The organism is Micromonospora sp. RP3T (genome assembly GCF_003027925.1).
In the GTDB taxonomy this organism is placed as follows: domain Bacteria; phylum Actinomycetota; class Actinomycetes; order Mycobacteriales; family Micromonosporaceae; genus Micromonospora.
Genome location: NZ_PYPS01000007.1, coordinates 177,530 through 201,133 on the forward strand (window position 1 = coordinate 177,530; position 23,604 = coordinate 201,133).

General features: G+C 70.7%; 19 protein-coding genes and 2 tRNA genes. 15 read left to right on the top strand and 6 right to left on the bottom strand.

The annotated features are described in order from the left end of the window. The first annotated feature begins 48 nt into the window (after window positions 1-48). From C8054_RS08730 to C8054_RS33065, 3 genes are all read left to right on the top strand, one after another. Complete coding sequence (locus C8054_RS08730; protein ID WP_146179887.1) at window positions 49-696, top strand: hypothetical protein; 648 nt, start codon at window positions 49-51, stop codon at window positions 694-696. Window positions 697-1,656: 960 nt separating this feature from the next. Beyond that, window positions 1,657-2,019 (top strand): tyrosine-type recombinase/integrase, encoded by a 363-nt coding sequence (locus C8054_RS33060; protein ID WP_107156237.1) that lies wholly within the window; start codon window positions 1,657-1,659, stop codon window positions 2,017-2,019. Continuing rightward, window positions 2,016-2,393 (top strand): hypothetical protein, encoded by a 378-nt coding sequence (locus C8054_RS33065; protein ID WP_255562981.1) that lies wholly within the window; start codon window positions 2,016-2,018, stop codon window positions 2,391-2,393. The genes C8054_RS33060 and C8054_RS33065 overlap by 4 nt, the downstream gene beginning before the upstream one ends. A 63-nt stretch (window positions 2,394-2,456) precedes the next feature. Here C8054_RS33065 and C8054_RS08745 read toward each other — a convergent pair. Both C8054_RS08745 and C8054_RS08750 read right to left on the bottom strand, forming a co-directional pair. Continuing rightward, window positions 2,457-2,532 (bottom strand) — tRNA-Lys (locus C8054_RS08745). A gap of 61 nt (window positions 2,533-2,593) precedes the next feature. Further along, a complete protein-coding gene (locus tag C8054_RS08750; protein ID WP_107156238.1) occupies window positions 2,594-5,668 on the bottom strand; it encodes a VWD domain-containing protein in 3,075 nt (1,024 codons plus the stop codon). An 82-nt stretch (window positions 5,669-5,750) separates the two neighbouring features. Here C8054_RS08750 and C8054_RS08755 point away from each other — a divergent pair, with 82 nt between their 5' ends. Continuing rightward, window positions 5,751-6,368: a metalloregulator ArsR/SmtB family transcription factor gene (locus tag C8054_RS08755; protein WP_107156239.1), complete on the top strand. Its 618-nt coding sequence runs from the start codon at window positions 5,751-5,753 to the stop codon at window positions 6,366-6,368. 21 nt (window positions 6,369-6,389) lie between these two features. Beyond that, the gene (locus C8054_RS08760) at window positions 6,390-6,881 is read left to right on the top strand and encodes a DUF3291 domain-containing protein (RefSeq protein ID WP_107156240.1); all 492 of its coding nucleotides are present in this window, start codon (window positions 6,390-6,392) and stop codon (window positions 6,879-6,881) included. On the opposite strand, the gene C8054_RS08765 is transcribed toward C8054_RS08760, so the two are convergent. Continuing rightward, window positions 6,838-7,656, bottom strand: coding sequence for a hypothetical protein (locus C8054_RS08765; protein ID WP_107156264.1), 819 nt, complete (start codon window positions 7,654-7,656; stop codon window positions 6,838-6,840). The two genes, C8054_RS08760 and C8054_RS08765, sit on opposite strands and share 44 nt — an antisense overlap. 552 nt (window positions 7,657-8,208) lie before the next feature. On the opposite strand from C8054_RS08765, the gene C8054_RS08770 reads away from it, so the two are divergent. The 6 genes from C8054_RS08770 to C8054_RS08795 are packed head-to-tail and all read left to right on the top strand — an operon-like array spanning window position 8,209 to window position 13,332. Next, complete coding sequence (locus C8054_RS08770) at window positions 8,209-9,375, top strand: glycosyltransferase (protein WP_107156241.1); 1,167 nt, start codon at window positions 8,209-8,211, stop codon at window positions 9,373-9,375. Further along, the gene (locus tag C8054_RS08775; protein ID WP_233219540.1) at window positions 9,372-10,691 is read left to right on the top strand and encodes an aromatic ring-hydroxylating dioxygenase subunit alpha; all 1,320 of its coding nucleotides are present in this window, start codon (window positions 9,372-9,374) and stop codon (window positions 10,689-10,691) included. The genes C8054_RS08770 and C8054_RS08775 overlap by 4 nt, the downstream gene beginning before the upstream one ends. Continuing rightward, entirely contained in the window at window positions 10,688-11,200 is a 513-nt protein-coding gene (locus C8054_RS08780; protein WP_107156243.1) for an aromatic-ring-hydroxylating dioxygenase subunit beta, read from the top strand. Before C8054_RS08775 ends, C8054_RS08780 begins: the two co-directional genes overlap by 4 nt. Window positions 11,201-11,207: 7 nt before the next feature. Further along, the gene (locus C8054_RS08785) at window positions 11,208-12,419 is read left to right on the top strand and encodes an MFS transporter (RefSeq protein ID WP_146179888.1); all 1,212 of its coding nucleotides are present in this window, start codon (window positions 11,208-11,210) and stop codon (window positions 12,417-12,419) included. 2 nt (window positions 12,420-12,421) lie between these two features. Beyond that, entirely contained in the window at window positions 12,422-12,802 is a 381-nt protein-coding gene (locus C8054_RS08790) for a carboxymuconolactone decarboxylase family protein (protein ID WP_107156245.1), read from the top strand. Then, window positions 12,799-13,332, top strand: a complete 534-nt coding sequence (locus C8054_RS08795) for a hypothetical protein (protein WP_107156246.1) — start codon at window positions 12,799-12,801, stop codon at window positions 13,330-13,332. The genes C8054_RS08790 and C8054_RS08795 overlap by 4 nt, the downstream gene beginning before the upstream one ends. Here C8054_RS08795 and C8054_RS08800 read toward each other — a convergent pair. Next, window positions 13,275-13,931 carry a flavodoxin family protein gene (locus C8054_RS08800; RefSeq protein WP_158273817.1) on the bottom strand — a complete coding sequence of 219 codons (657 nt, stop codon included), beginning with the start codon at window positions 13,929-13,931 and terminating at the stop codon, window positions 13,275-13,277. The genes C8054_RS08795 and C8054_RS08800 overlap by 58 nt on opposite strands. Window positions 13,932-14,025: 94 nt before the next feature. Here C8054_RS08800 and C8054_RS08805 point away from each other — a divergent pair, with 94 nt between their 5' ends. Both C8054_RS08805 and C8054_RS08810 read left to right on the top strand, forming a co-directional pair. Next, window positions 14,026-15,375: a polysaccharide deacetylase family protein gene (locus tag C8054_RS08805; protein WP_199199614.1), complete on the top strand. Its 1,350-nt coding sequence runs from the start codon at window positions 14,026-14,028 to the stop codon at window positions 15,373-15,375. 35 nt (window positions 15,376-15,410) lie between these two features. After that, on the top strand, window positions 15,411-16,985 hold the full coding sequence (locus C8054_RS08810; protein ID WP_107156248.1) for a cellulose binding domain-containing protein: 1,575 nt from the start codon (window positions 15,411-15,413) through the stop codon (window positions 16,983-16,985). Window positions 16,986-17,090: 105 nt separating this feature from the next. On the opposite strand, the gene C8054_RS08815 is transcribed toward C8054_RS08810, so the two are convergent. Further along, a complete protein-coding gene (locus tag C8054_RS08815; protein WP_233219541.1) occupies window positions 17,091-19,808 on the bottom strand; it encodes a ricin-type beta-trefoil lectin domain protein in 2,718 nt (905 codons plus the stop codon). A 518-nt stretch (window positions 19,809-20,326) separates the two neighbouring features. Continuing rightward, window positions 20,327-20,402, bottom strand: a tRNA-Lys gene (locus C8054_RS08820). 187 nt (window positions 20,403-20,589) lie between these two features. Between C8054_RS08820 and C8054_RS08825 the strand changes: the two genes are divergently transcribed. Both C8054_RS08825 and C8054_RS08830 read left to right on the top strand, forming a co-directional pair. After that, entirely contained in the window at window positions 20,590-21,867 is a 1,278-nt protein-coding gene (locus C8054_RS08825) for an Ig-like domain-containing protein (RefSeq protein WP_107156250.1), read from the top strand. A gap of 191 nt (window positions 21,868-22,058) precedes the next feature. Further along, window positions 22,059-23,357, top strand: a complete 1,299-nt coding sequence (locus C8054_RS08830) for an Ig-like domain-containing protein (protein ID WP_107156251.1) — start codon at window positions 22,059-22,061, stop codon at window positions 23,355-23,357. Window positions 23,358-23,604 lie beyond the last annotated feature (247 nt).

Below are 23,604 nucleotides of genomic sequence, written 5' to 3' on the forward strand. Positions count from 1 at the left end.
CCCATACACGATCAGTTCCCCGCCACGCTGCCCAGCAGCGTGGCGGGCTTGGAGTTCACGGCGCATTTCCGGGTGTCCTGGGTGCCGTTGATGTCCGCTGCCCATCAACAGCACCCACAGTCGGTAGCCTGTGAGCTCGTCCTGGACGTCGCGCACCAGGCACTCACCAAGGCACCTTTTGGCATCAACGAGCTTGTACCGGCGGAGCACCGGGTCAACGCCGCGCTCGGTCGACTTCACCCCCAGGCGCATCCGGAGGTTCGGATTCTGACAGCCACGGTCACCCTTTCTGTACCACGAGATGTCCAGGCAATTGCAGATGAGCACGCTCGACTTGAGCGCGAGCAGCGGCTCGCGGACCTCGTCCAGGTCCGGGAGTTGGCCCGGTTACGCCGCTTTCAAGATGCTGTGCTGCGTGATCCGGGGACAGCGCTGGCCTATCGATACATGCAGGACCCGAGCCAGGACCTTACGAAGCTGCTTGATGCGCCATTCGACGACCTGGTCCAGCGGGTGGGTACTTACGACCCAGCAAAGGGCTGGGTTCAAGTTGCCAAACTGCTCACCGAGGTCGTGTCGCGGCTCGACCAACAGCATATCGAACACCTTGTCTGGGTCCTCTGCGAGGTGGTCAGCCGGGCGGGACACCCAGAAAAGCGGGATGCCATTAGGCGCTACTTGATGGAAGACAAATAATCGCTCAGCGACTTTTCCCTCATCCCCACCAGGCAGACTGCCAAATCATACGGAGCCGTCGATGTGGATCAACTGGCGGTCGCGGACGTCGCGGCACCAGATGCCGTATTTGAGGGCGGCGAGGATCAGGTCAGTGTCGCACCGGTCGAGGTCACCTGGCGCCAATCCTGATAAGGATCATGCAAATTAGCAATGCCCCGTTAGACGCTTCGCTGATTCGGGTGGAACGTGTACGGGGGCCTGTCGAGAGACTCAAGTTGGTAGGGCGGGAATCCCTACTCGACTTGGAGGTACTGTGGTGCGTGGTGGTGGTGTGATCGTGAAGCGGTGCGGGTGTCGTCATCCGGAGACTCGGCGGCGTCTGGAGTCGGCCTACGAGTTACTGAGTCGGCGTGGTCACGGCAGTTGGTACTTCCACTGCTCGGTGAGCACCCTGTCCGGGCGACGGGAGCGTGTCCGGCGGGGCGGGTATCTGAGCCGTGGGGATGCCGGGCGGGCGCGGGACGCACTGCTGGACAGGTCGGCCGAGGAGTGCACCAGTGACACCTGGACGGTGTCGCGCTGGCTGCGTTACTGGCTATCGACCAACCTCGGGACCCGCCCAGCACGCTGCGTTCCTACACCGACCACGTCGAGCACCAACTCATCCCTCGCCTCGGGCGCCCCCGTCTGAGCGACCTCACCAACCTGCACATCACGGCGACGTTCGCCGACATCGCCAAGGCACCCAACCGGCACGGCCGGCCGCCGACCCCGTCGACGCTGCACCGCATCCGCGCCATCCTGCGCTCTGCCCTCAACGCCGCGATCCGGCACGGGCTCCTGCGCGACAACCCCGCGCGATTCATCAGACTGGCCAAACCAAGACGACCCCAGGCCCGCGTCTGAACCGACCACCGGGTACGGGCTTGGCGCCAACACGGCGAACGCTATGCCGTCGCGGTCTGGACCCCCCAGCAGTTGGCACTCTTCCTCGACCACACCACCGACTGCCGGCTCACCGCGATGTGGTGGCTCATCAGCCTGCGCGGCCTGCGCCGCAGCGAAACCGCCGGACTGCGCTGGGTCGACGTCGACCTCGACGGCCGGGTGATCACCATCGACCAACAACGCATCGCTTACGGCCAGGCCGTCACCGTCGGCCCACCCAAGACCACCGCCAGCCGCCATACCATCGCCCTGGACCACACCACCGTCACGATCCTGCGCCAACACCGCCGCCGACAACTCACCGAACAGACAGAGCACGCAGCCGACTGGACGGACTCCGGTTACACGTCTTCACACAACCGGACGGGCAGCCGCTACACCCGGACTACCTGACCCGCCGCTTCCGGCACCTCGTGACCGACTCCGGTCTCGCGCCCGTCTGTCTGCACGACCTGCGCCACGGCGCGGCCAGCCTCGCCGACAGCACAGGCGCCGACCTGAAAGCCGTTCAGGAGCAACTCGGTCACACAGCATCGTGCTCACCGCCGACACCTACACCAGCGTCCTGCTTGACCTGCACTTCACCGTCGCCGAAGCCACCGCCCGACTCGTCCTGGCCGCCGCAGCCCGCGTCCCCGGTCGCAAGCACCGGACACCCACCCGACACCCACGAACCGCAGCAACACCCACCGCCCGACGGCCCAAACCGTTGCCAGGAAACAGAATCAGGCGCGAGCCCCACCCAGGGGCTGGCCGCGCCCACGTGACACCCAAACGACACCCAAAGATCAAGGCCGTATAGCCAGATGGCTATACGGCCTGATCACTGCTGGTGCGCCGCCAGGGACTCGAACCCCGAACCCGCGGATTAAGAGTCCGCTGCTCTGCCAGTTGAGCTAGCGGCGCTCGCCGGCAACGGGACGGAACGTTAGCAGCCTGCCCGCCGGCCCTTGACGGCAGGGCCACCTCATCGCACCGCCAGCGTGACCTCCCCGGTCGCGGCCCCCGACGGATCCACCGACAGCGTGTACTCCCCGGCCGCCGGCAGCGTGGTCGAGTCGATCCCGCCGGCCCCGTTGATCACGCACCCGGTGGCGAGCGTGCTGCCGTCCGGGGCGCTCAGCACCAGCGTGCCGCACTGGTCGGGCAGCGTCGCGGCGGTCGCGGTGACCGTCACCGACGTGCCGGCGGCGGCGGTGAACCGGTAGCCGGTGACCGCCCCGGGCCGGTCGATCCCGGCGACGACCGGCGACCCGCCGACCATGATCGTCGCATCCCGGTCCCGGCCGGTGACCAGGCGCAGCGTGGCCGTGCCGGTGCCGCGCTCGACCGGGTCGACAAGCACCGTGTACGTCCCGTCGGCGGGCAGGAGCGTGCCGTCGACCTCGCCGATGCCGTTGATCACACAGCCGCTGCGCAGCACCTGCCCTTCAGCGTCCCGCAACTCCAGCGGGGAGCACTGGTCGGGCAGCGTGCTCTCGGGCACCTCGACGAAGACCCGCTCCCCCTTGCGGCCGGTGAACCGGTACTGCGCCCGGGCGCCCGGCTGTTCGACGGTCGCGGTCACGGCCGGGCCGTTCGGTTGAAGCATGCCGCCGCTGTCCCGGGCCAGGTAGACCCGGACGGCGGCACGGCCGGCGTCGCCGGGGACGGCGGCGACCCGGATCGCGTACGTGCCGGTGGTGGGGAGGTCGACGCGGTCGACGTAACCAGCGCCGTTGATGTTGCAGCCGCTCGCGATCTCCCGCCCACCGGGGTCGACGAGCAGGTACGGCGAGCAGCGGTCGTCGATGCCGGGGGCGGTGGCGTCGACGAAGACGGCGTCCCCGGCCCGGCCGGCGAACGTCAGCGGCTCACCGCCCGGCGTCAGGCTGGCGGTGGCCACCGGTACGGCGGTGATCGGCGCGGCGGCCGGCGGGGCGACGCGTTCGGTGGTGGCGACGGCGACGGCGAACTCGGGGCGCCCGCTGACCGCGACGTCGAAGACGCACTCGGCGAGCGGGCCGGGGGCGGTGGCGCCGGCCCACCGGCAGACCTGTTCGGCGGCGGCGCGGCGGGCCGGGTCGAGGTCACCGGCGGTCACCTGCCGCTCGGGGAAGCTCCGGTCGGTGAACGTGCCGGTGTCCTCCCCGTCGCCGTAGGGAAACAGCGACCGGTCCGCGGTGATCCGCCAACTGTCCGCGTACGCCGGGTAGAGCTTCGCGAACGGCGCCGGCTGGGTGAGGGCGGGGCCGGAGGCGGGCGCGATGTCGTCGGCGGGGTCGCCGTCGAAGTCGCCGAGCAGTCCACGCACCTTTCCGGCCCGACCGTCGGCGAGCCGGACCAGCACGCGGTAGCCGTACCGGCCGATCTGGTCGACCGCGGCGGCGGAGCCGTCCGGCCACGTGACGTCGTACCCGTCGGTCGGTCCGGTGTCGGAGGGACGGCGGGTGAGGCTGCCGCCGCCGGCCAGGTCGGTCCGCGCCGGCGACGCGGCGAGCGGCGCGCCGTCGACGTGGACCCGGGTGGTGCCGTCGGTGAGGGTGAGCGCCAGCCGGTGGGCGCCGACCCGGAACGCGACCGCGGAGTTGACCGAGGCGGTGCGGGTGCCGGCCATCGGCGCCTGCCGGACCTGCACCTCCAGCGGGTCACCGCCGACGGCGGCGACCAGCGTGAACTCGCCGACGGCCTGGAAGTCGTAGTAGACCCGGTCGAAGGTGACCAGGTGCGGGTCGCCGTTGCTGCCGCCGCAGTCCGCCCCGTCCTCGCAGAGCTTCACCGGGCCCTTCGGCGGAGGCGTCTTCTTCGCCGGCTTCCTGCACTCGTCGAGGCTCTTCGGCAGCGGGTTCCCCTTGTACTGCGTGCGCGACGGCAGGCCCTTCGCCACCCGGTAGCGGTTCTCCGCAAGCGTCGCCTTCACCTCCGCGGTGGGGATCCCGGTGCTGCCGCACTGGCCGGGCGGGACCGCGTCCCGGGAGATGTCGTCGGCGTGGTTCAGCTCGTGGTAGAGCGCCGCGCAGGGGTCCCGGGCCACCCCGTCGTCGTACGGGTCGGTGGAGGTGGGGTTCCAGGTCACCGTGGACGAGCCCTTGCCGTCGGTGCTGTCCGGCGTCTCGAACGCGCCCGAGCCGCCCGGGGTGGGGATGATCCGCACCTTCGGGGTCTTCTTGTCCTTCAGCCGGGGCAGCAGGCCGGACGGATCCCCGCCGGGCAGGGCGAACCCGGCCAGGCAGCCGTCGACCGCGGCCTGGAAGTCGACGCCGCTGACCGGCACGCCGGCCGTTGGGTCGACCGAGTAGTCGGCCCGCGCCGGCCGGCCGCCGCCGACCAGCGTGCCGGCGGCCACCAGCAGCAACGCCACGGCGGCGGTCGGTCGGCGGCGGAGCCGCCGCACCACGATCAGCGCGAGGAGCAGCAGCACCAGCAGCAGCGCCCCGGCCGCCGGCCAGAGCCAGCGGTGACCGGGCCCGCCGTCGTCGCCCCGACCGACCGTGAACGTGGCGGTCCGTAGCGCCGTCGCGCCCGGGCAGAGGTTCGTCGCGCCGGTGACCGACAGCGGCACGTAGCCGGCCGTGACCTCGTAGCTGCCGGGGGCGCCGACCGGCCAGAGCGAGTCCAGGCCACCGCCGTCCCCGGTGGCGGCCACCGACCGGAGCACGACGTCGTCGGGCCGGTCGCCGTCGTGCAGCCGGACGCCGGTCAGCGCCACGATCGTGGTCGCGTCCGGTTCGACGGTGGTCAGGCCGGCGGTGGCAGCGGCGGCGATGCCGTCGTCGTGGAAACTGCGGGCGAGCGTCGGCGCGAGGTCGCGCCCGTCCCGGCGTACCCCGGTGATCTGGACGGTGCCGACGGCGCTGGTGGGCAGCGCGCAGGCCGACCCGGTGGAGTTCGTGACCGTGAGGTTCAGGCGGACCTGCTCGCCGACGCGGAGGTCCGCCCGGCCCGGGCGCACCGTCAGGCCGAGGCCGCCGTCGGCGGGCGCCGCGGCGGCGCTCGTCGCGCCGGCGGCCAGGGCCGTCACCAGTACGGCGAGCCCCGCCGTGAGTCGCACCGACCAGTTCATGCTGCGGACTGTAGGGGTACGACGCCGGGATTCCCGTGCTCTGTCGGGGACCGGTCGTTCCGCGGGCGGGTAGCGTCGGGGCATGTCGCTGGAGGCCATCGCCGCGCTGCGGGAGCCGGTGCGCCGGACGGTCTACGAGTACGTGGTCACGCGGGCGGAGCCGGTGAGCCGCAACGAGGTGGCCGAGGGGGTGGGCATCGGCCGGACCCTGGCCGCGTTCCACCTGGACAAGCTGACCGATGCCGGGCTGCTGGACGCGGGGCACGCGCCGCGCGTCGGGGGGCCGGGGGCGGGACGGCCGGCCAAGCTCTACCGCCGGTCCGCCGCCGAGCACACGGTGACGCTGCCGCCGCGCGACTACCGGCTGCTGGCCGGCGTGCTGGCGAGCGCGATCGAGCGGGTCGGCGCGGAGCCGGCGGCCTACGCGGCGGCGCACGCGCAGGGCGCGAGGCTGGCCGGCGGCGACGCGATCTCCCGGCTGACGGCGTTGGGCTACGAGCCGTACGAGGACGCGGACCGGACGATCCGGCTGCGCAACTGCCCGTTCGACGCGTTGGCGCACTCCCACCCCGGGCTGGTCTGCGGGTTGAACCTGGCGATGCTCGAAGCCGTGGTGGGCGACGACGGCCAGGTGGTGCGCCTCGATCCGGGCCCGACCGGGTGCTGCGTGGCGATCCAGTCTAAAAACAATGACCGTTGACATAGACGGTAGCCTGGCCCCATGGCGGACCACCACCTCGCGCAACTGAACATCGCCCGACTCCGTGCCCCGATCGACAGCCCCGCGCTCGCCGACTTCGTCGCCCGGCTGCCCGAGATCCACGACCTGGCCGAACGCTCCCCCGGCTACGTCTGGCGCCTCCAGGACGACTCCGGCGACGCGACCGCGTTCCGGCCCTTCGAGCCGGACGTCATCGTGAACCTCACCGTGTGGGACTCGGTCGAGGCGTTGCGCACGTTCGTCTACCGGACCGCGCACCTGGAGCCGATGCGCCGGCGGCGGGAGTGGTTCACGCCGCTGGACGCGGACCACCTGGTGCTGTGGTGGATCCCGGCCGGCTCGCAGCCGTCCATCGAGGAGGCAGCCCGACGACTGGACCTGCTGCGCCGCACCGGGCCGTCGGCGGCGGCGTTCACCCTCCGCGAGCCGTTCCCCGCCCCGGACGCCGTCACGGAATCGCCAGGACGGGCCGCACCGGCGTCTCACCGATGAGGCCACCCTCGTGGAGCGCCTCCGCCAGGTCAGGATCGCGGTAGGCGGTGGCGAGGGTGAGCCACGACAGGAAGCTGCCGTATCCGCCGCAGAGCGCCGAGCCGCCGTCGCCGCCGCACAGGACCACCGGATCGGTGGTGAATTCGGCCCGGTACGGGTCGTCACCGATGACCAGGCCGAACAGGTTCGGCTCCCGGATGAGCGGCAACTCGCCGTACGGGCCGGTCTCGGGATACTCGTCGCCCCATCGGAACAGGCCGGTGGCCCCGGCCGCGCAGGAGTGTTCCCATTCGTCGGGCGTCGGCGGGCGCAGGCCGCGGCGATGCAGTCCGGCCGTCAGACCGGCGTGGTCGTCGACCTCATCGGCCTCGTCGTCGGTCGCCAGCAACTCGTCGGCGTCCACGGAACGGACCGCGACGAGCCGCGCCGGCAGGGACGCTCGACGCGGCGGGGAGGTGACAGCGCTCAGGAAACGATCGACCGGACCCGGCAGGTCGTACTCCGCCGCGGCAGTGGCGAAGTCCGCGCGCAGCCGGTCGCCGGCGGTGAAGCGGTCCGCGTCGAACCCGAGTCGCACGGCGCCACCGGGCACCAGGGCGTAGCGCAGACCGTCCCGCTCGAAGAAGGCCACCCGCCCGCTCCGGCCGGCGTAGGCGTGCGACCCGACCCCGACGAGGCGGGCGTCGACGCCGCGCGCGATGGCGGCGGCGGTGCGACGGGCGTCCTCGTCGGACAGGCTCCACCAGGCAGAGAGGGTCAACTCCGCGTACGACATCCCGGCATTGTGCCTGCCGCCACCGACAACGGCTGCCCGCTCACCTGTCGAACGAGTCCTGCTCCGGGTTTCGCTGACGAACGCCTCGACCGTGTTGTCGGGTCCGGCCACGATGTTCTCGAAGCACCAGTCAGTGCCCGTGTCGCAGGTGTGGTTCTCGAAGTTGTAGCGGCTGCTCGCGTGCGGCGGACATGTCCACGGCCAGGGTGAGCCCGCCGCCGAGGGGCCCAGACGGACCGAAACCACATATATATTACTGATCGTCTATATGAGTCAATGGCCGAAAACCAGACCGGCCGCTCCAAACGCGCAGACTCCCCCGAAACACTCAAGTGCCGATCATTCGATGTCGGCCGACGTTTGCGTACCGCGGAACGGCGACGGGAGGCGGGCACCCGCCATTGACATCGATCCCGTGCCCCGGCAGGCTTTGCGGAACACCGGGAAACGCGACGGGAAATACGCAGAAGCGCGCGTTTTCTTTGGCCGTCGAGCCTTTCCCGCCTGCCCCGAGGACGAGTTCATGCCGTTTCCCGACGGATCGGAGACCTGATGCACGTCGCCCTCCTGACCACGACGCAGCACGGTCATCTGAACCCGTACGTTCCGGTGGTCAACGCGCTCCGCGCCGCCGGCGGCGACGTCACGCTGCTGCTGTTGTCAGCGGACGGAGGCATGCTCGACGACAAGCGTCGCCGGGCCCTCGGCACCACGCCGGTCCACCTGGTCGGAAAGGTCGAGATGGCACCGTGGAGCGACGATCCGGCGAAGATCGGCGCGATGCTCCAGGCGTCCCCGGTGGCGGACCAGACGACTGACGCGCTGCGCGCGACGGCACCGGACTTCGTGCTCGTCGACTCGCTGCCGGTCACCGCGGCGGCCATGGTCGGCACCGAGGCCTCCGGTATTCCGTACGGGATGATCTGGGCCAACCTGGGTGGCGTCTGCCCGCGCGAACACCGACGGGGACGCTGGGCCTACGACGAGCAGGTCGGCGACTATCTGACCCGGCACGGGGTGCGGTGGTCGACCCGGACCCATTCGGCGCGATCGCCGATTCTCAATCTGATGCCGACGATTCCCGCGCTCGTCGGAAACGACGGCGTCACCGACGACGGTGTCGAGCTGATCGGGTTGCCGGGCGCGGCGGGGACCCGCGGCGACGAGGTGGCCTTCGCCGGCCTCGACCGGATCGACCCGGGCCGTCCGGTGGTGTACGTCTCGTTCGGCACGATCTTCTACCGGCGACCCGACCTGCTGCGCACGGTCATCACCGGCGCGGCGGCCACCGGCGCCCAGGTGATCGCCGCGGTCGGCGACCTCGCCGAGGACCTCGCGTTGCCCGACGACGTGCTCACCGCCCCGTACCTGCCGCAACGTGAGGTGCTCGAACGCGCCGACGTGTTCGTCACCCACGGCGGGTACAACTCCGTCGCCGAGTCGATCCGCGCGGCGACACCGATGCTGGTGATCCCGCTGGCGGTGGATCAGCCGGTGCAGGCGCACTTCGTGGGCAGCGCGGGCTTCGGGACCGCGTTGGCGCCGGCCGACGTCACCGCGCGGGCGGTCACCGACGCCGTCACCGACCTGCTCGACCCCACCCGGGGCTACCGGGCCCGGCTGCGCGCCGCACAGCCGGAGTGCGGCGACTCCGCCGCGCGGACGGCGGAGCTGGTCCTCGACCCGGCCGGGACGCCACGGCGCGAGGAGAAGCGGTGACGACCGAGCCGCGGCGACCGGCGGGCGACCCGATCGTGATCGACGACCGGGAGCGCCACTCCTTCCTGGTGGATCGCCGCGCGTACACCGACGGCGAGCTGGCCGCCCAGGAGATGACCAGGATCTTCGACCGCTGCTGGCTGTACGTCGGACACGAGTCGGAGGTGCCCGGACCGGGCTCCTACGTGGCACGTGACGTCGGCGGGCGGCCGGTGGTCATGGCGCGCGGATCCGACGGGGTGATCCGGGTGTTCGCGAACAGCTGCCCGCACCGCGGGGCGCTGATCTGCGCGGAGCCGGCCGGGCAGGCCAGGTCGTTCCGGTGCCCCTACCACGACTGGACGTTCTCCAACCGGGGCGACCTGGTCGGGGTCCCGATCCCGGACGGGTACGGACCGGGCTTCCGGAAGGCGGACCACGGCCTCACGCAGCACCGTGGGGACGCCTACCGCGGATTCGTGTTCGTCACCTTCGACCCGGCACAGCGGCGCACCCTGACCGAGTACCTGGCGGGCGCGACGGAGTACCTCGACCTGGTCGACGACCAGTCCGAGGTCGGGATGGAGGTGATCCAGGGCGCGCAGCTCCACGGCGCGCGGGCCAACTGGAAGCTCATGATGGAGAACAGCGTCGACATCTACCACTTCCGGGCCCTGCACAAGCGGTACGTCGGCTACATGGAGTCGCTGGGGTCGGTGCCACCACGACGGCGAGGCGGCTTCGGCTGCGCCCTCGGGCTGGGACACGGCGCCAACGAGCTGCCACCGGCGGCGGCCCGCCCGCTCGCGTACTGGACGCCGATGTTCAGCCCGGAGGTCCGGCCGCGGATCGAGGCGACGGCAGCCCGGTTCGCCGACCGGTTCGGTGCCGAGCGTGCCGAGCGGATCACCGGCACCAACCGCGCGTTGCTGATCTTCCCCAACCTGATGATCATCGACGCGATCGCGATCACGATCCGCAAGATCGACCCGATCGCCCCCGACCGGATGGCCATCACCTCGGTCGCGCTGGCCCCGAAGGACGAGGATCCGGACATCCGGGAACTCCGCAAGAGCCACTACCTGACGTTCCTCGGTCCCGCCGGCTTCGCCACTCCCGACGACATCGAGATCATCGAGTCGTGCCAGCGGGGTTACCTCAACCGGTCGGTCCGCTACTCGGACCTGTCACGCGGCATGAACAGGGCCGTTCCGGAGACGACGGACGAACTTCCCGCCCGCGAGTTCTGGCGCCGGTGGGACCGGCTGATGCACGGCGACGACGATCACCACGAGATCGCTCGGCCGGCGGAGCGGCAGGGGGCGGAACCGCGATGACCATCGAGCTGACCGTCGACGAATCGGCCCAGGTGCGGTTGTGGCACCGGGTGAACCAGTTCCTCTTCCGGGAGGCGCGGCTGCTCGACGAGTGGCGCCTGCGCGAGTGGTACGACGAGATGCTGACCGACGACATCCGCTACCGGGTGCCGGCCACCGACGTCCGCGACGAGGGGCCGAACGTGCTCGGGCTCATCGACGACGACGCGGCCCGCCTGCGCCAGCGCATCGACCAGCTCCTCAACGGCGAGGTGTGGTGCGAGAACCCACGATCGCGGACGAACCGGCTGGTCGGCAATGTGGAGATCCTGACCGACCGGGGCACCCACCTCGACGTGGCGGCGAATGTCGTCGTCCACCGGTTCGGGCACGGGCGCTCCGACGCCTACGTCGGGAAGTACCGCTTCGAGCTCGTCGCCGAGGGCGGGTCGTTCCGGGTCCGGCGCCGGGTCGTGGTGCTGGACCACGAGACGCTGGTCGCGCACGGAAAGCTCAGCATCATCCTGTGACCGGGCCGTGAAGACAGTCGTTCCGGGCAGCGTCCCACCGGTCGCCGCCGTCCGACCGGGTCTCCCGCGCGAGGTCTACGTCCTCAGCGTCGTCGGCGGATGCGTCATGTTGGGCCTGGGGCTGGTGCTCCCGGTGCTCCCGGTGTACGCGGCGACGTTCGGGGCGGGGCCGACCCGGATCGGCGCGCTCGTCGCCCTGTTCGCGTTGATGCGGCTGGTCGCCAGCCCGTTCTGCGGCCGGCTCGGCGTGCGGTTCGGGGAGCGGCGGGTCCTGGTCGCCGGCCTGCTGCTCTGTGCGGTCTCCTCGGCGCTGACGGCGAACGCCTCGTCCTACGGGCAACTGCTCGTGTTCCGGGGCCTCGGCGGCGTCGGCTCGGTGTTGTTCTCGGTGTCCGCGCTGGCGATGCTCCTGGCGGTCGCGCCGGCCGACCGGCGGGGGCGGGCCAGCGCCGTGTTCGAGGCGGGCTTCCTGCTCGGCGGAATCTGCGGACCGGCCCTGGGCGGGCTCCTCGCGCTCGTCACCCTCACCACGCCGTTCCTGGCGTACGCCACGATGTTGCTGGCCGCCGCGGTGCTGACGCCGGCGCTGCTGCGCACCGACCGGACCACCGGCGCGGAGCCCGGCCGTCCGGTGATCGGACTACCGGCGCTGCTGCGGGACCGACGCTACGTGGTGGCCTGCCTCGCCGCGCTGGCGCAGGGCTGGGTCCTGTTCGGACTGCGCAGCGCACTGGTCCCCACGCTGGTCGTGGTGGTGTGGCGACACGACGTGTCATGGGTGGGATGGGCGTTCACCCTGTCCGCCGCCGTCCAGGCGCTGCTGATCATGCCGGCCGGCCGGATGGTCGATCGGGCCGGCCGCCGGGCCGCCATGATCACCGGCACCGGTGTGGCAGCGGCGTCCGTCACCGCCCTGGCGTTCGTCGACCGGTACGCCTGGCTCGTCGCGCTGCTCTGCCTGTACGCCGCGGGATCGGCGCTGCTCAACGCCGCGCCGGCCGCGCTGGTCGGTGACGTCGTGGCCGGGCGGGCCGGCAGCGGCGTCGCCGGCTTCTCGATGTGCACCGACATCGGCGCCGTGGCCGGACCGGTCGTCGTGGGCCTCGTCGCCGAGCGGGTGAACGTTCCGGCCGCCTTCGCCAGCGGTGCCGCGCTGCTGGCCGTCGCCTTCGTGGCGTCGAGCACGTTGACCACCGTTCGTCCGACCCGAAGGAGTTGACGATGGATCAGCCGGCTGACCGCCACGAGCGGGGTGAGGCCATGTTCCAGCAGGTCTTCGGACGTGAGCCGCGCCCGGGCTCCTACCCGGAGTTCCTGCGGATCACGGTCGACCACCTGTTCGGGGAGATCTGGACCCGCCCGCACCTGAGCGTCGAGGAGCGCGAACTGGTCGCGCTGACCGCTGTCGCGCTGGCCCGGACCGACTGGGAGCTGCGCGGCCACATCGGTGCCGCCCTGCACCTCGGGATGTCGCGGGAGAAGATCGTCGAGGTCATCATCCAGCTCGCCTACTACGGTGGCTGGCCGGTCGCCAACAACGGGCTGCGCGTGGCCCAGGAGGTCTTCGCCGAACTGGACGACGCCACCGGGAGGGCCGCGTGACCGGTCAGCCGGCCCCGCTCGACCCGGACGAGAAGGTCGACCTGTGGCGCCAGCGGTTCTTCGAGGCCCAGGCCGCCGCCGAGGAGTTCGTCCTGGGCGAGCACGGCGAAGCGGGCCTGGCGGCGTGGATCCGGGCGAACTCCCGCATCACCGCGGCACTGCTCCGGGCGCAGCGGCCCGCCGGGGTGTCCGCCACCGACCACTTCATGACCCGGCTGCACCGTCAGCTGCTGCTGTACGACTCGGCGGTGACCAGCGAGCGTCAGCCCTCGGGCACCGTCCTGCGTAACACCGACTGCGGGATCCTGCGTTACCGCAGGAAGGCCGCCCGCGCCGGCGTCGTGCTGACGCTCTCCTCACCGTGCACGTACTGCCAGCCCCTCCACGAGACCATCGCCGCCCGCTACCTGGAACCGGACGTCCGGGTCTCGTGCGTGCGGGCCGGCGACGGGTGCACCTGGCGCGCGGAGTCTCACGCCCCGGACGAGGAGACGGACGGGTCGCCGCACCGCGGACGAGCCGGCGGCTGAACCACCGGCAGCAGCGTGCGCTCGTCGGCCGGCGACCCGCTGCCGGCGAGCGTCATGCCGAGCTGCCGACCCACTGCCACGCACATGTCGAACGCCGCGGTGCGGGTCAGGTCCTGATGATCGTTGCGGGTGAAGCAGGCCGACGCCACATTCCTGTTGCGCAGCCGCAGGTACCACGGGAACAAGGCGCCCAGCGCCGGTTCGGTCAGCATGGTGCGCGCATGCACGATGGTCCCGACCAGCAGGTTGCCGAACGGTCGCTGCCGGGCGTTCATGAAGCTCTTCAGGCGTTCCTGGAAGATCTTCAGCACGGCGGGGACGTTCCCCGCGTACACCGGCATGGCGAGCAGCATCGCCTGCGCCCCCTCGGCCAGCTCGACGACGTGCGCGAAGTCGTCGTCGATCGGGCACCGGCCCACCTCGGGATCGAGACAGGTGTCCTCGCCCTCGCACATGGCGATGGAATGGTCGATCAACCGGATCCGCTGGATCTCCGCGCCGTCGACCTCCCGGACGACGCCGCTGATCGCTGCCTCCAGCAGCGCGTCGGTCACCGACGGCAGGCGCTTCTGGGTGCAGGACAACGCAACGATCTTCATTCGAGGAGCCTCCAGGAATTGACGATTGTCGAAGCATAGCGGCATAATCTCCACCGGAGCCGGGCTGGCACAGGCCGAACCTCACGGTGCGCCGATGCCGGCGGACCGTGGGCACCCACCCGACGTCGCTGCCAGCGGGCCGCTGAGCCACGTCGCGGACCGACTCCCCGGTGGAGCGATCCTCGACGGCGCCGAGCAGCACCTCGAACGCCAGCGGGAGAAACCGATGACACCCTTCCCGGCCGGACCGACGGCTGCCCCCACCCGATCCTCGCGTCGCCCGGCGCTGGTGGCGGCGGCCACCGCCGCGCTGCTGACCGCCGTGACGTCCGGCCTGGCCGTCACCGCCGCGCCCTCGATGGCCGCCGCCTGCACCGGCTACGTGGCCCTGACCTTCGACGACGGGCCCACCCCGGGCAACACCACCACGCTGATCAACACGCTCAGGGCGGCCGGCGTACGGGCGACGTTCTTCAACGTCGGCCAGAACGCGCAGAGCAACCCGGCGCTGGTCCGGGCGCAACGGGACGCCGGCATGTGGATCGGGAACCACAGCTGGACGCACCCGCACATGACCCAGCTCAGCCAGGCGCAGATGGCCTCGGAGATCTCCCAGACGCAGCAGGCGATCCAGCAGGCCACCGGCACGGCCCCGAAGCTGTTCCGGCCGCCCTACCTGGAGTCCAACGCGACGCTGCGGGCGGTCGAGGCCCAGTTCGGGCTGACCGAGATCAACGCCGACGTGGACTCCCAGGACTGGAACAACGCCAGCACCGACCAGATCGTGCAGAACGCCAGCCGGCTCCAGGCCGGCGGGTCCATCCTGATGCACGACTGGCCGGCGAACACGATCGCGGCCATCCCGCGGATCGTCAGCGATCTCGCCAACCGTGGCCTGTGCGCCGGCATGATCTCGCCGGCCACCGGCCGAGCGGTCGCCCCGGACGGCGCCACCCCGCCGCCCAGCACCCCACCGCCGAGCACCACGCCGCCGCCCACCACCGCGCCGCCCACCACGCCGCCGCCGAGCACCACGCCGCCGCCCACCACCGCGCCGCCCACCACGCCGCCGCCGAGCACCACGCCGCCGCCCACCACCGCGCCGCCCACCACGCCGCCGCCGAGCACCCCGCCGCCGGACCCCTCGGGTGTCTGCACCGCCACCTACCGCCTGGTGAGCAGTTGGACCGGCGGCTTCCAGGGCGAGGTGACGGTGAGCAGCACGGCGGCCATCAGCGGCTGGACGGTGCGGATGACCCTGGCGAGTGGACAGAGCATCAGCAACGTGTGGAACGGCGTGGCCACCGGCGCCGGTGGCCCGGTCAGCGTGCGCAACGCCGCCTACAACGGGTCCCTCAGCGCCGGCGGGTCGACGAGCTTCGGCTTCCTCGCCAACGGCAGCAGTTCCCCCGCCCCGAGCGGAATCGCCTGCTCCGGCGCGTAGCGCGCCCGTCATCCCGTCGATCCGGAGGAGCACAGATGCCACCCACCCGTACCCGGCTCCGGTCGGCGGTGGCGGTGTCCACCGCCGTGACCGTCGCCGTCACCGCCGCACTCACCACCGCCGTCTCCGCGCAGGCCGCCGACGGCTGCCGGGTCGCCTACACCGTCACCAGCCAGTGGCCGGGCGGCTTCGGCGCGAACGTCAACCTCACCAACCTCGGCGATCCGCTCACCAACTGGCGGTTGACCTGGTCGTTCACCGCCGGGCAGCTGGTCGGGCAACTGTGGAACGGCACGGTGGTCCAGTCCGGCGGCCGGGTCACCGTGACCAACGCCGGCTGGAACGGCAACCTCGGCACCGGCGCCGGCGCGCAGTTCGGCTTCAGCGGCTCGTGGAACAACTCGTCGAACCCGGCGCCGACCGACTTCGCGCTCAACGGCGTGCCGTGCACCGGAAGCCCGACCCCCAGCACGCCGGCGCCGACCACCCCGGCACCGACCATCGACCCGCCACCGCCCACCGGCCCGCCGGAGACCCACTGGCCACCCACCGCCACGCCGACGCCACCGCCCACCAGCCCGCCGCCGCCGTCGGCCGGGCAGACGAACACTGTGGGGCGCGTCCGGGCGGTCGGGAGCAGCGTCCAGTACACCTGGCCCGGCACCTACTTCGAAGGGCGGTTCCGGGGCACCAGCGTCGGGATCGTGCTCAACGACAGCCAGAACGACTACGCCGTCCAGATCGACGGCACGACCGTCGCCACCCTGGTCACCCCCGGGCAGACCACCTACTGGGTCCGGAACCTCACCGACGCCATCCACACCGTGCGGCTCGTCAAACGCACCGAGAGCCCGTGGGCCGCCGGCGAGTTCGGTGGGCTCGTCGCCGAACCCGGTGGCGTGATCCTGGCCAGGCCCGCCACCCGCAGCCGACAGATCGAGTTCATCGGCGACTCGTGGACCGCCGGCTACGGCAACATGTCGACGACCCGGGACTGCTCCGCCAACGGCGGGGTCACCCGCAACTCCAACGCCGACGTCACGTTCGGCGCGCTCACCGCACAGAGCCTGGACGCCGACTTCCAGCTCATCGCCTGGTCCGGCCTGGGCATGGTGCGCAACTACAACGGCGGGGGCACGGACAACTTCCGCACCTACTACGAGACCGACCTCCAGGCGCTCTGGAACAGCACCGTGTGGCAGAAGCCGGCCACCTGGCAACCGCAACTGGTCGTGGTCGGCCTGGGCATCAACGACTTCTCCACCGCCCTGCACGCCGGTGAGCGGTGGAGCACCCCCGACCAACTCGCCGCCGACTTCCGGACCGCGTACCTGGGCTTCCTCGACAAGCTGCGGGCCCGCTACGGCCCCGACACGTTCATCGTGCTGACCTACCCGGACCTGTCCGGCACGCCGCTCGCCAGCTCCGTGCAGCAGGTCGTCCGGACCCGGACGGACGCGGGCGACACCCGGATCCGGTCGCTCTACTACGACGACAACGCGCTGGGTCTGGACAAGCTCGGGTGCGACTGGCACCCGTCGCGACGCGACGACCAGTTGATCGCCGGCGCGCTCACCCGGTTCATCGGCACTCTGCCGCTGAGCTGGTAGCCGACGCGGAGAAGGCCCCGACCCGCGGTGGCGGATGTCAGGGCCTTCCTCGTCGGTGCGCCGGCCCGGGGCCGGGCCGAGTCGGCCCGGCCCCGGAGCCGTCGGTCAGGTGCGAAGGCTCCACTGCTGGTTCGGGCCACCGTTGCACGACCAGAGGATGATCTTCGTGCCGTTGGCGGTGGCGGCGCCGTTGGCATCGAGACACAGTCCGGACTGGACGTTGGTGACGGTGCCGTTGGCGTTGACGTTCCACTGCTGGTTGGTGCCGCCGTGGCAGTCCCAGATGATGACCGTGGTGCCGTTGCTGGTGCCCGCGCCGTTCGCGTCCAGGCACTTGTTGCCGTACACCATCAGTTGCTTGCCGGCGGTGTAGGCCCACTGCTGGTTCGCGCCGCCGGCGCAGTCCCAGAGCTGGACCTGCGTGCCGTTGGTGGTGGCGGAGTTCGGCACCTCGACGCACCGGCCGGACTGGCCGCCCACGAGCCGGCCCCCCGGCTGGCCGGTGCCGGTGCCCTGCTGCCGGACGATCGAGCTGGACTCGGCCGACCGGTTGCCCTGCGCGTCGAGGACGTAGAGCCGGTACTCGCCCTGCGACGTCGGGACGGCGATGGACGTGTCGGTGCCCCCGGCCCTGGTCATCGTCGGGCCGGCGGTGAAGGCGGTGGTGCCGGCGGGAGCCAGCCAGACCGTCCTGGTCGCGTCGCCGGCGCTGCGGATCGGAATCGATGCCGTCCCGCTCGTGACGTAGGTGCTGGCCGGCAGGACATGGTTCGGCAGGGACAGGTTGGCCGCCGGGACGATGTCCCGGAACGCGTCCTCCAGGCCGGAGTTGACGGCGATGCCGTACGCCGGCGCCGGCCAGACGTAGTCGGCGGAGACGATGATGTCGTTGATCGTGCTGTTGGGCAGGTTCTTGTTCGAGACCTTGTTGATGGGACCGTAGGTCTGCGTGATGCTCAGGTCGTGCTTGCGCCCGAAGTCGTCCGAGTTGATCATCCAGGTGACGTTCTTGTCCACGCTCAGGACGTTGTCGCGGAAGGTGAGGTACGCCGATCCCTCGTCGGGGTGGAGGCCGTACTTGTGCCCGGACGGCACGCCCTGGAGATAGTTGTTGGTGATCGTGGTGCCCGGTTGGCTGCCCAGTGTGTAGATGGGCGCCGTGTCGCTGAGACGCTGCACCGTGTCGATGATGTGGTTGTAGCTGATGGTGTTGTTCCGCGCCGTCGTGGTCGGCCGGTTGGGCGCGATCGAGCCCGATGATCCGTCGAAGTTCCACCAGCCCCAACCGAGCGTGATGCCCGCCCACGGCGACTTCTCGATCCGGTTGTGCTGCACCGTCAGGGTGTCGACGAAGTACGCCGAGACGGGGCTGTGCCCGTTGAACAGCACCGCGCTGTCGTAGAGGTAGTTGTTCCTGATGGCGATGTTCTTCGGCAGCCCTTCGACCTGCGGGGACCACTTCTCGCGGTTGGTCGACGTCCCGTCGCCGATGTAGACGTGCTGGGGATGGCCGACGGTGACGGCGGAGCCGGCGATGTCGTTGGTGCGGTTGCCGACCAGTTGGCTGTTCTGCACATCGTTGACCATGTTGATGCCGTCGGCGCCGGTGTGCTGGACCCGGTTGCGTTGCAGGAGGATCCCGTCGGCGTTCTCCACCTGGATGATGCCCGGGGTGACGTCGACGTTGCGGTAGTAGTAGTCGTGGAAGTTCCGCTTCGCATACGCCTGCGCACCGAGGTTGCCCTGCTGCGCCTGCTTGAACGACGAACCGGCGACGGTGAACAGGTTCCAGTCGGAGTGCTGGACGGTGAGGCCGGAGAACGTGATGTTGCGAGCGTGACTGCTCGTCGAGGTGCCGGCGACCCGTACCAGGGTGGTCACGTTGTTCGGCGCGAAGACCGACGCGGTCGCCATGTTCTCGGAACTGCTCTTGTAGTAGTAGAGCGTCCGGCCGCCCTTGTCGAAGTAGAACTCACCCGGCGCGTCCAGGAACTCGTAGGCGTTCATCACCTTGTGGCTGCCGCCGGTCTGGGCGTTGCCGTTGAACGCGCCCTGGGCGATGGCGGCACCCGGCTGCTGGAACAGCGCCACCCGATTGGCGCCGTCGGAACTCGTGGTCACCTGACGGACCCCCACGATCGCCGTGGTCCAGGTCGTCCCCGTCTCGATCTCGATGTCGTCGGAGTTGCGGGCGACGGCGGGGAAGTCGTTCAGGTTGTACCTGGCGCCGTCGCACTGCGACCCCGACTCCCAGGCCCACGCGGCCTGCCCGGCCGTGATGGTGTACGTCCCGTAGCAGCCCGCCGAGGCGATCGTCTTCGACGCCATGTACGCCCGCTTGTCGTTGACGTAGAGCGCGCGCAGTTTGTTGGCGCGGTCGAGCGGCGCCTTCCAGATGTTGCCGCTGTGTTGGGTCCACCCCGTCACCTGCACCCCACCTTCGAGCACGGGGGTCTCGTCGGGGTAGGCGGAATAGCTGACCCGATATCCGTTGGTGCCGGAGTCGCCGGCCCCGAACTCGATCGTGCTGTTCACCGGGTAACTTCCACCGCGCAGGTAGACCTGGATGTCGCCGGTCATGCTGGAATTCACCGTACGAACGGCGTCCCGCGCGCGTTGCAGGCTCCGAAATGGTGACTGGAGCGTTCCCGGGTTGGCGTCGTTTCCGTCCGGGGCGACATAGTAGGTCTGTTGGACGGCGGCCGAGGCCGGCAGTTGATTCGCGACCACTGCCGGGACCGTGGAGGCGACGGCCAGAACCACTGCCAGCAGTGACCTTCGAACGGTAGAGACGGCTGGTTTCACGTACCATTCCTTTCGCATTACCGCCGACTGGACATGTTCGCTGGACAATCGTCCTCGGGGCGCGACGGTGGACCACCGCGCGAATAACCGCCGACGGAGGGGGGAACACGGGGAGGTTCCGACCATGGTGGGGCTCTGACAAGGAGCGGCAGGAACAGCCGCGAGGCCACGTGCGCTTCGAGCGAGACGTACCGCCCGACGGCACCTACCGTGCCGTCGGTAACGCCCGATGCCCGTTCACACCCGCTTGCCCATGGTCACAGAATTCTGCCTTGCAGCGTAGACGTCAGACGTTTACCGCGCAACCATCCGATCGTCAGTCGACTATGCGTATCGCGATCGGCCCAGCCGTCCGACCTCTGGGCGGAGATCGACAGGAGGCTCCCGGCCGCGCCCGCCGAGCATCCTTGCGGCAGCCGGCCGGGTCACCGGTCGTCCGGAGACCACCCGCACCGCCGAGCCGGCGGGCCGAGCCACCACCGGCGGACGCGAAGAAGGCCCCGACCGGCGCGGAACGCCTTTCGGGGCCTTGCTGCTGGTGCGCCGCCAGGGACTCGAACCCCGAACCCGCGGATTAAGAGTCCGCTGCTCTGCCAGTTGAGCTAGCGGCGCTCGCTGACAACGGGAAGAACCTTAGCATGCCCGCCGAGCGGGGTTCCAATCCGATACCGGGGTCCACCCTTCGGACGAGCTTAACCGGCAAAGATGCCGAAACCAGACAGCGGACCCGGTTCGGGGGCGGGCGTCATGGCGTCGATGGGGCACGATGTCCGCCAGGCACGCTACGACAGGGGTGGGCATGGGCAGGTTCGCGCGGGCCGGGGCGATGGTGGGCGTCCTGGTCCTCACGGCGTCGCTGGCACTGACCGGGTGCGGCGGCGACGAGCAGAAGCCGGCCTTCGTGCCCGGCCAGCAGCAGGGGGTCGGGGGCGTCTCGGCCACCGCGCCGGATCCGACGAGCGCCCCGCCGAGCGACGCGGCCCCCGCCGCGTCGCCGCTGACGGTGAGCCCGGCCGACGGCGCGACCGGCCGGCCGGCCAGCACCGAGATCAGCGCGCGCGTCCCGGGCGGCGGCACGGTGTCGAAGGTCGTCCTGACCACCGCCGACGGCACGGCGGTCAACGGGCGGATGCGGCGCGACGGCTCCAGCTGGGTGCCGTCCACCACGCTGAAGTACGCGACGAAGTACACCGCCACGGTCACCGGGACCGGCCCGGACGGCGCGACCCACCAGGGCACCAGCACGTTCACCACGATGGCCAAGCCGAAGTCCACCATCGGCTCCGGCCTCTACCTGTTCAGCGACAAGACGTACGGCGTGGCCATGCCGGTGGTCGCCGAGTTCTCGCCGGGCATCCCGAAGAAGGACCGCGCCGCGGTGCAGAAGCGCATGTTCGTGCAGACCGATCCGCCGCAGCCCGGCGCCTGGCACTGGGTGGCCAACGGCACCCAGGCCTACTACCGCGCCCCGGAGTACTGGAAGACCGGGACCACGCTCACCGTCCGGCTGGCGCTGGCCGGCATCCCGCTGAGCAACGGCCGCTACGGCAACGTCGACCGGAGCGCCACCGCGAAGATCGGCCGCGCGTTCGAGATGACCGTGGACAACGCGACCAAGAAGATGACGGTCTCGGAGGACGGCGCGGTGATCCGCACGCTGCCGGTGAGCCTGGGCAAGAAGAGCACCCCCTCCTCCAGCGGCACCATGGTGGTGATGGAGAAGAAGGAGTCCACCGTCTTCGACACCCGCGACGAGCCGGACCCGGACAACCAGTACGTCACGAAGATCGACTTCGCCCAGCGGCTCACCTGGGGCGGTGAGTACATCCACGCCGCGCCCTGGTCGGAGGGGGTGCAGGGCCGCCGGAACGTGTCGCACGGCTGTGTGAACGTGTCGATGGCCGACGGTCGGTGGCTGTTCGGCAAGACGCTCGTCGGCGACCCGATCACGGTGAAGGGCACCGAACGGCGACTGGTCCCCGGCAACGGCTGGACGGCCTGGAGCATGAGCTGGTCGGAGTTCGTCGCCGGCAGCGCCCTGCCGGTGCCGAAGGGCGGGCAGGGCGCGCCGTTCTGAGCGGCGTACCGTTGTCGGACGCGGCCGCTTGCGGCGGCGCCGGGACTCGTCCCCAGCAACGAAGCGCCGGACGACGACAGAATCGTTACACCGTCACCGGGGTGTTCCGGTTCACTTCCGGCAACGAGTACCCGGTCCGACGCGTCTGACCAGAGACGATCGGGACCGCGCAGCACACTTGTGAGGGAATCATGCGAGCTGGCCAGGACGAACCGATCCGGGGCGGAGGCGCCCGCCGCGGCGGGCGCCGCGCATTCGCCGCCGCGGTGCTCGTCGCCACCATGGCGTTGACGGCCTGCACCGGCGGCGGCGACAAACCGTCGAGCTGGCAGGGCGGCGGTGACGGCGGTGAGAAGGCCCCGAAGGCGGCGGCCACCATCAGCGAGCCGGCCGCCGACGCCAAGGACGTCCCGGCCACCACCGCCATCACCTTCACCACGAAGGAGGCGAAGGAGACCGCCGTCGAGCTGAAGGACGCCACCGGCAAGGCGGTCGAGGGCACCCTCGCCGCCGACGGCAGGAGCTGGGAGCCCGCCACCGCGCTGGACTACGCCCAGACGTACACCGCGACCGTGACGGCGACCGGCGACGACGGCAAGCCGGCGACCGCCACCAGCACGTTCACCGTGATGGCCAAGCCCGCCAAGCAGGTCCGGGTGACCAGCTTCCTCGGCGACAACCAGGTCGTCGGCGTGGGCATGCCGCTGATCGTGAAGTTCGGCCGGGCCATCCCCGAGGACTACCGCGACGACATGCAGCGCCGGATGACGGTGACCGCGCAGCCGGCCCAGGAGGGCATCTGGCGCTGGATCAGCCCGACCGAGGTGCACTACCGGCCCAAGACGTTCTGGAAGGCCAACAGCACGGTCTCCTACCAGGTGCGGGCCAACGGGCTGCCGCTTGGCGACGGCTGGTACGGCCGTTCCGACCTGACCGTCGACGTGAAGATCGGCCCGTCGTTCGTGATGACGGTGGACAACCGCACCAAGCGGATGACCGTCACCAAGGACGGCAAAGCCATCAAGACGATCCTGGTGAGCCTCGGCAAGAAGAGCACCCCCTCGTCCAGCGGCACCATGGTGGTCATCGAGAAGCTCCGGCACACCGTCTTCGACACCATGGAGGAGCTGGGTCCGGAGGAGGGCTACCGCACCGAGATCGACTACGCGCAGCGGCTCACCTGGGGCGGCGAGTTCATCCACGCGGCCCCCTGGTCCGAGGGCGTGCAGGGACGCTCGAACGTCTCGCACGGCTGCGTCAACGTCTCGATGAAGGACGGCAACTGGCTGTTCGCCAACACCCGCCTGGGCGACCCGATCACGGTCAAGGGCACCGAGCGCAAGCTCCAGAACGGCAACGGTTGGACCGACTGGAACATGAGCTGGGACGAGTACGTGAAGGGCAGCGCCCTGCCGTACGAGCCGCCGGCCGCGCCGGGCGACGACGCCGGCCCGGCCGCCGGCACGCCCAGCGCCGAGCCGACCGCCTGACCGGACCCCGCACACGACGAAGCCCCCTCCCGGAGGAGGGGGCTTCGTCGTTGGGGTGACTGATGGGAATTGAAACCGCCGTGGCATCTAGGCCACGGGAGTGGCCCACCGTTTCCCGTGCTAGGGCCTGTGTCGAAGTCCGTGCGAGGGCTTGAGCTGTTGGGTGAGGATCTTGGCGTGTCGGTGTTCGAGATGTAGCGAGGTCTCCGGTATCTGGTTCAGCGACCAAGCAGAACCCGAACACCGG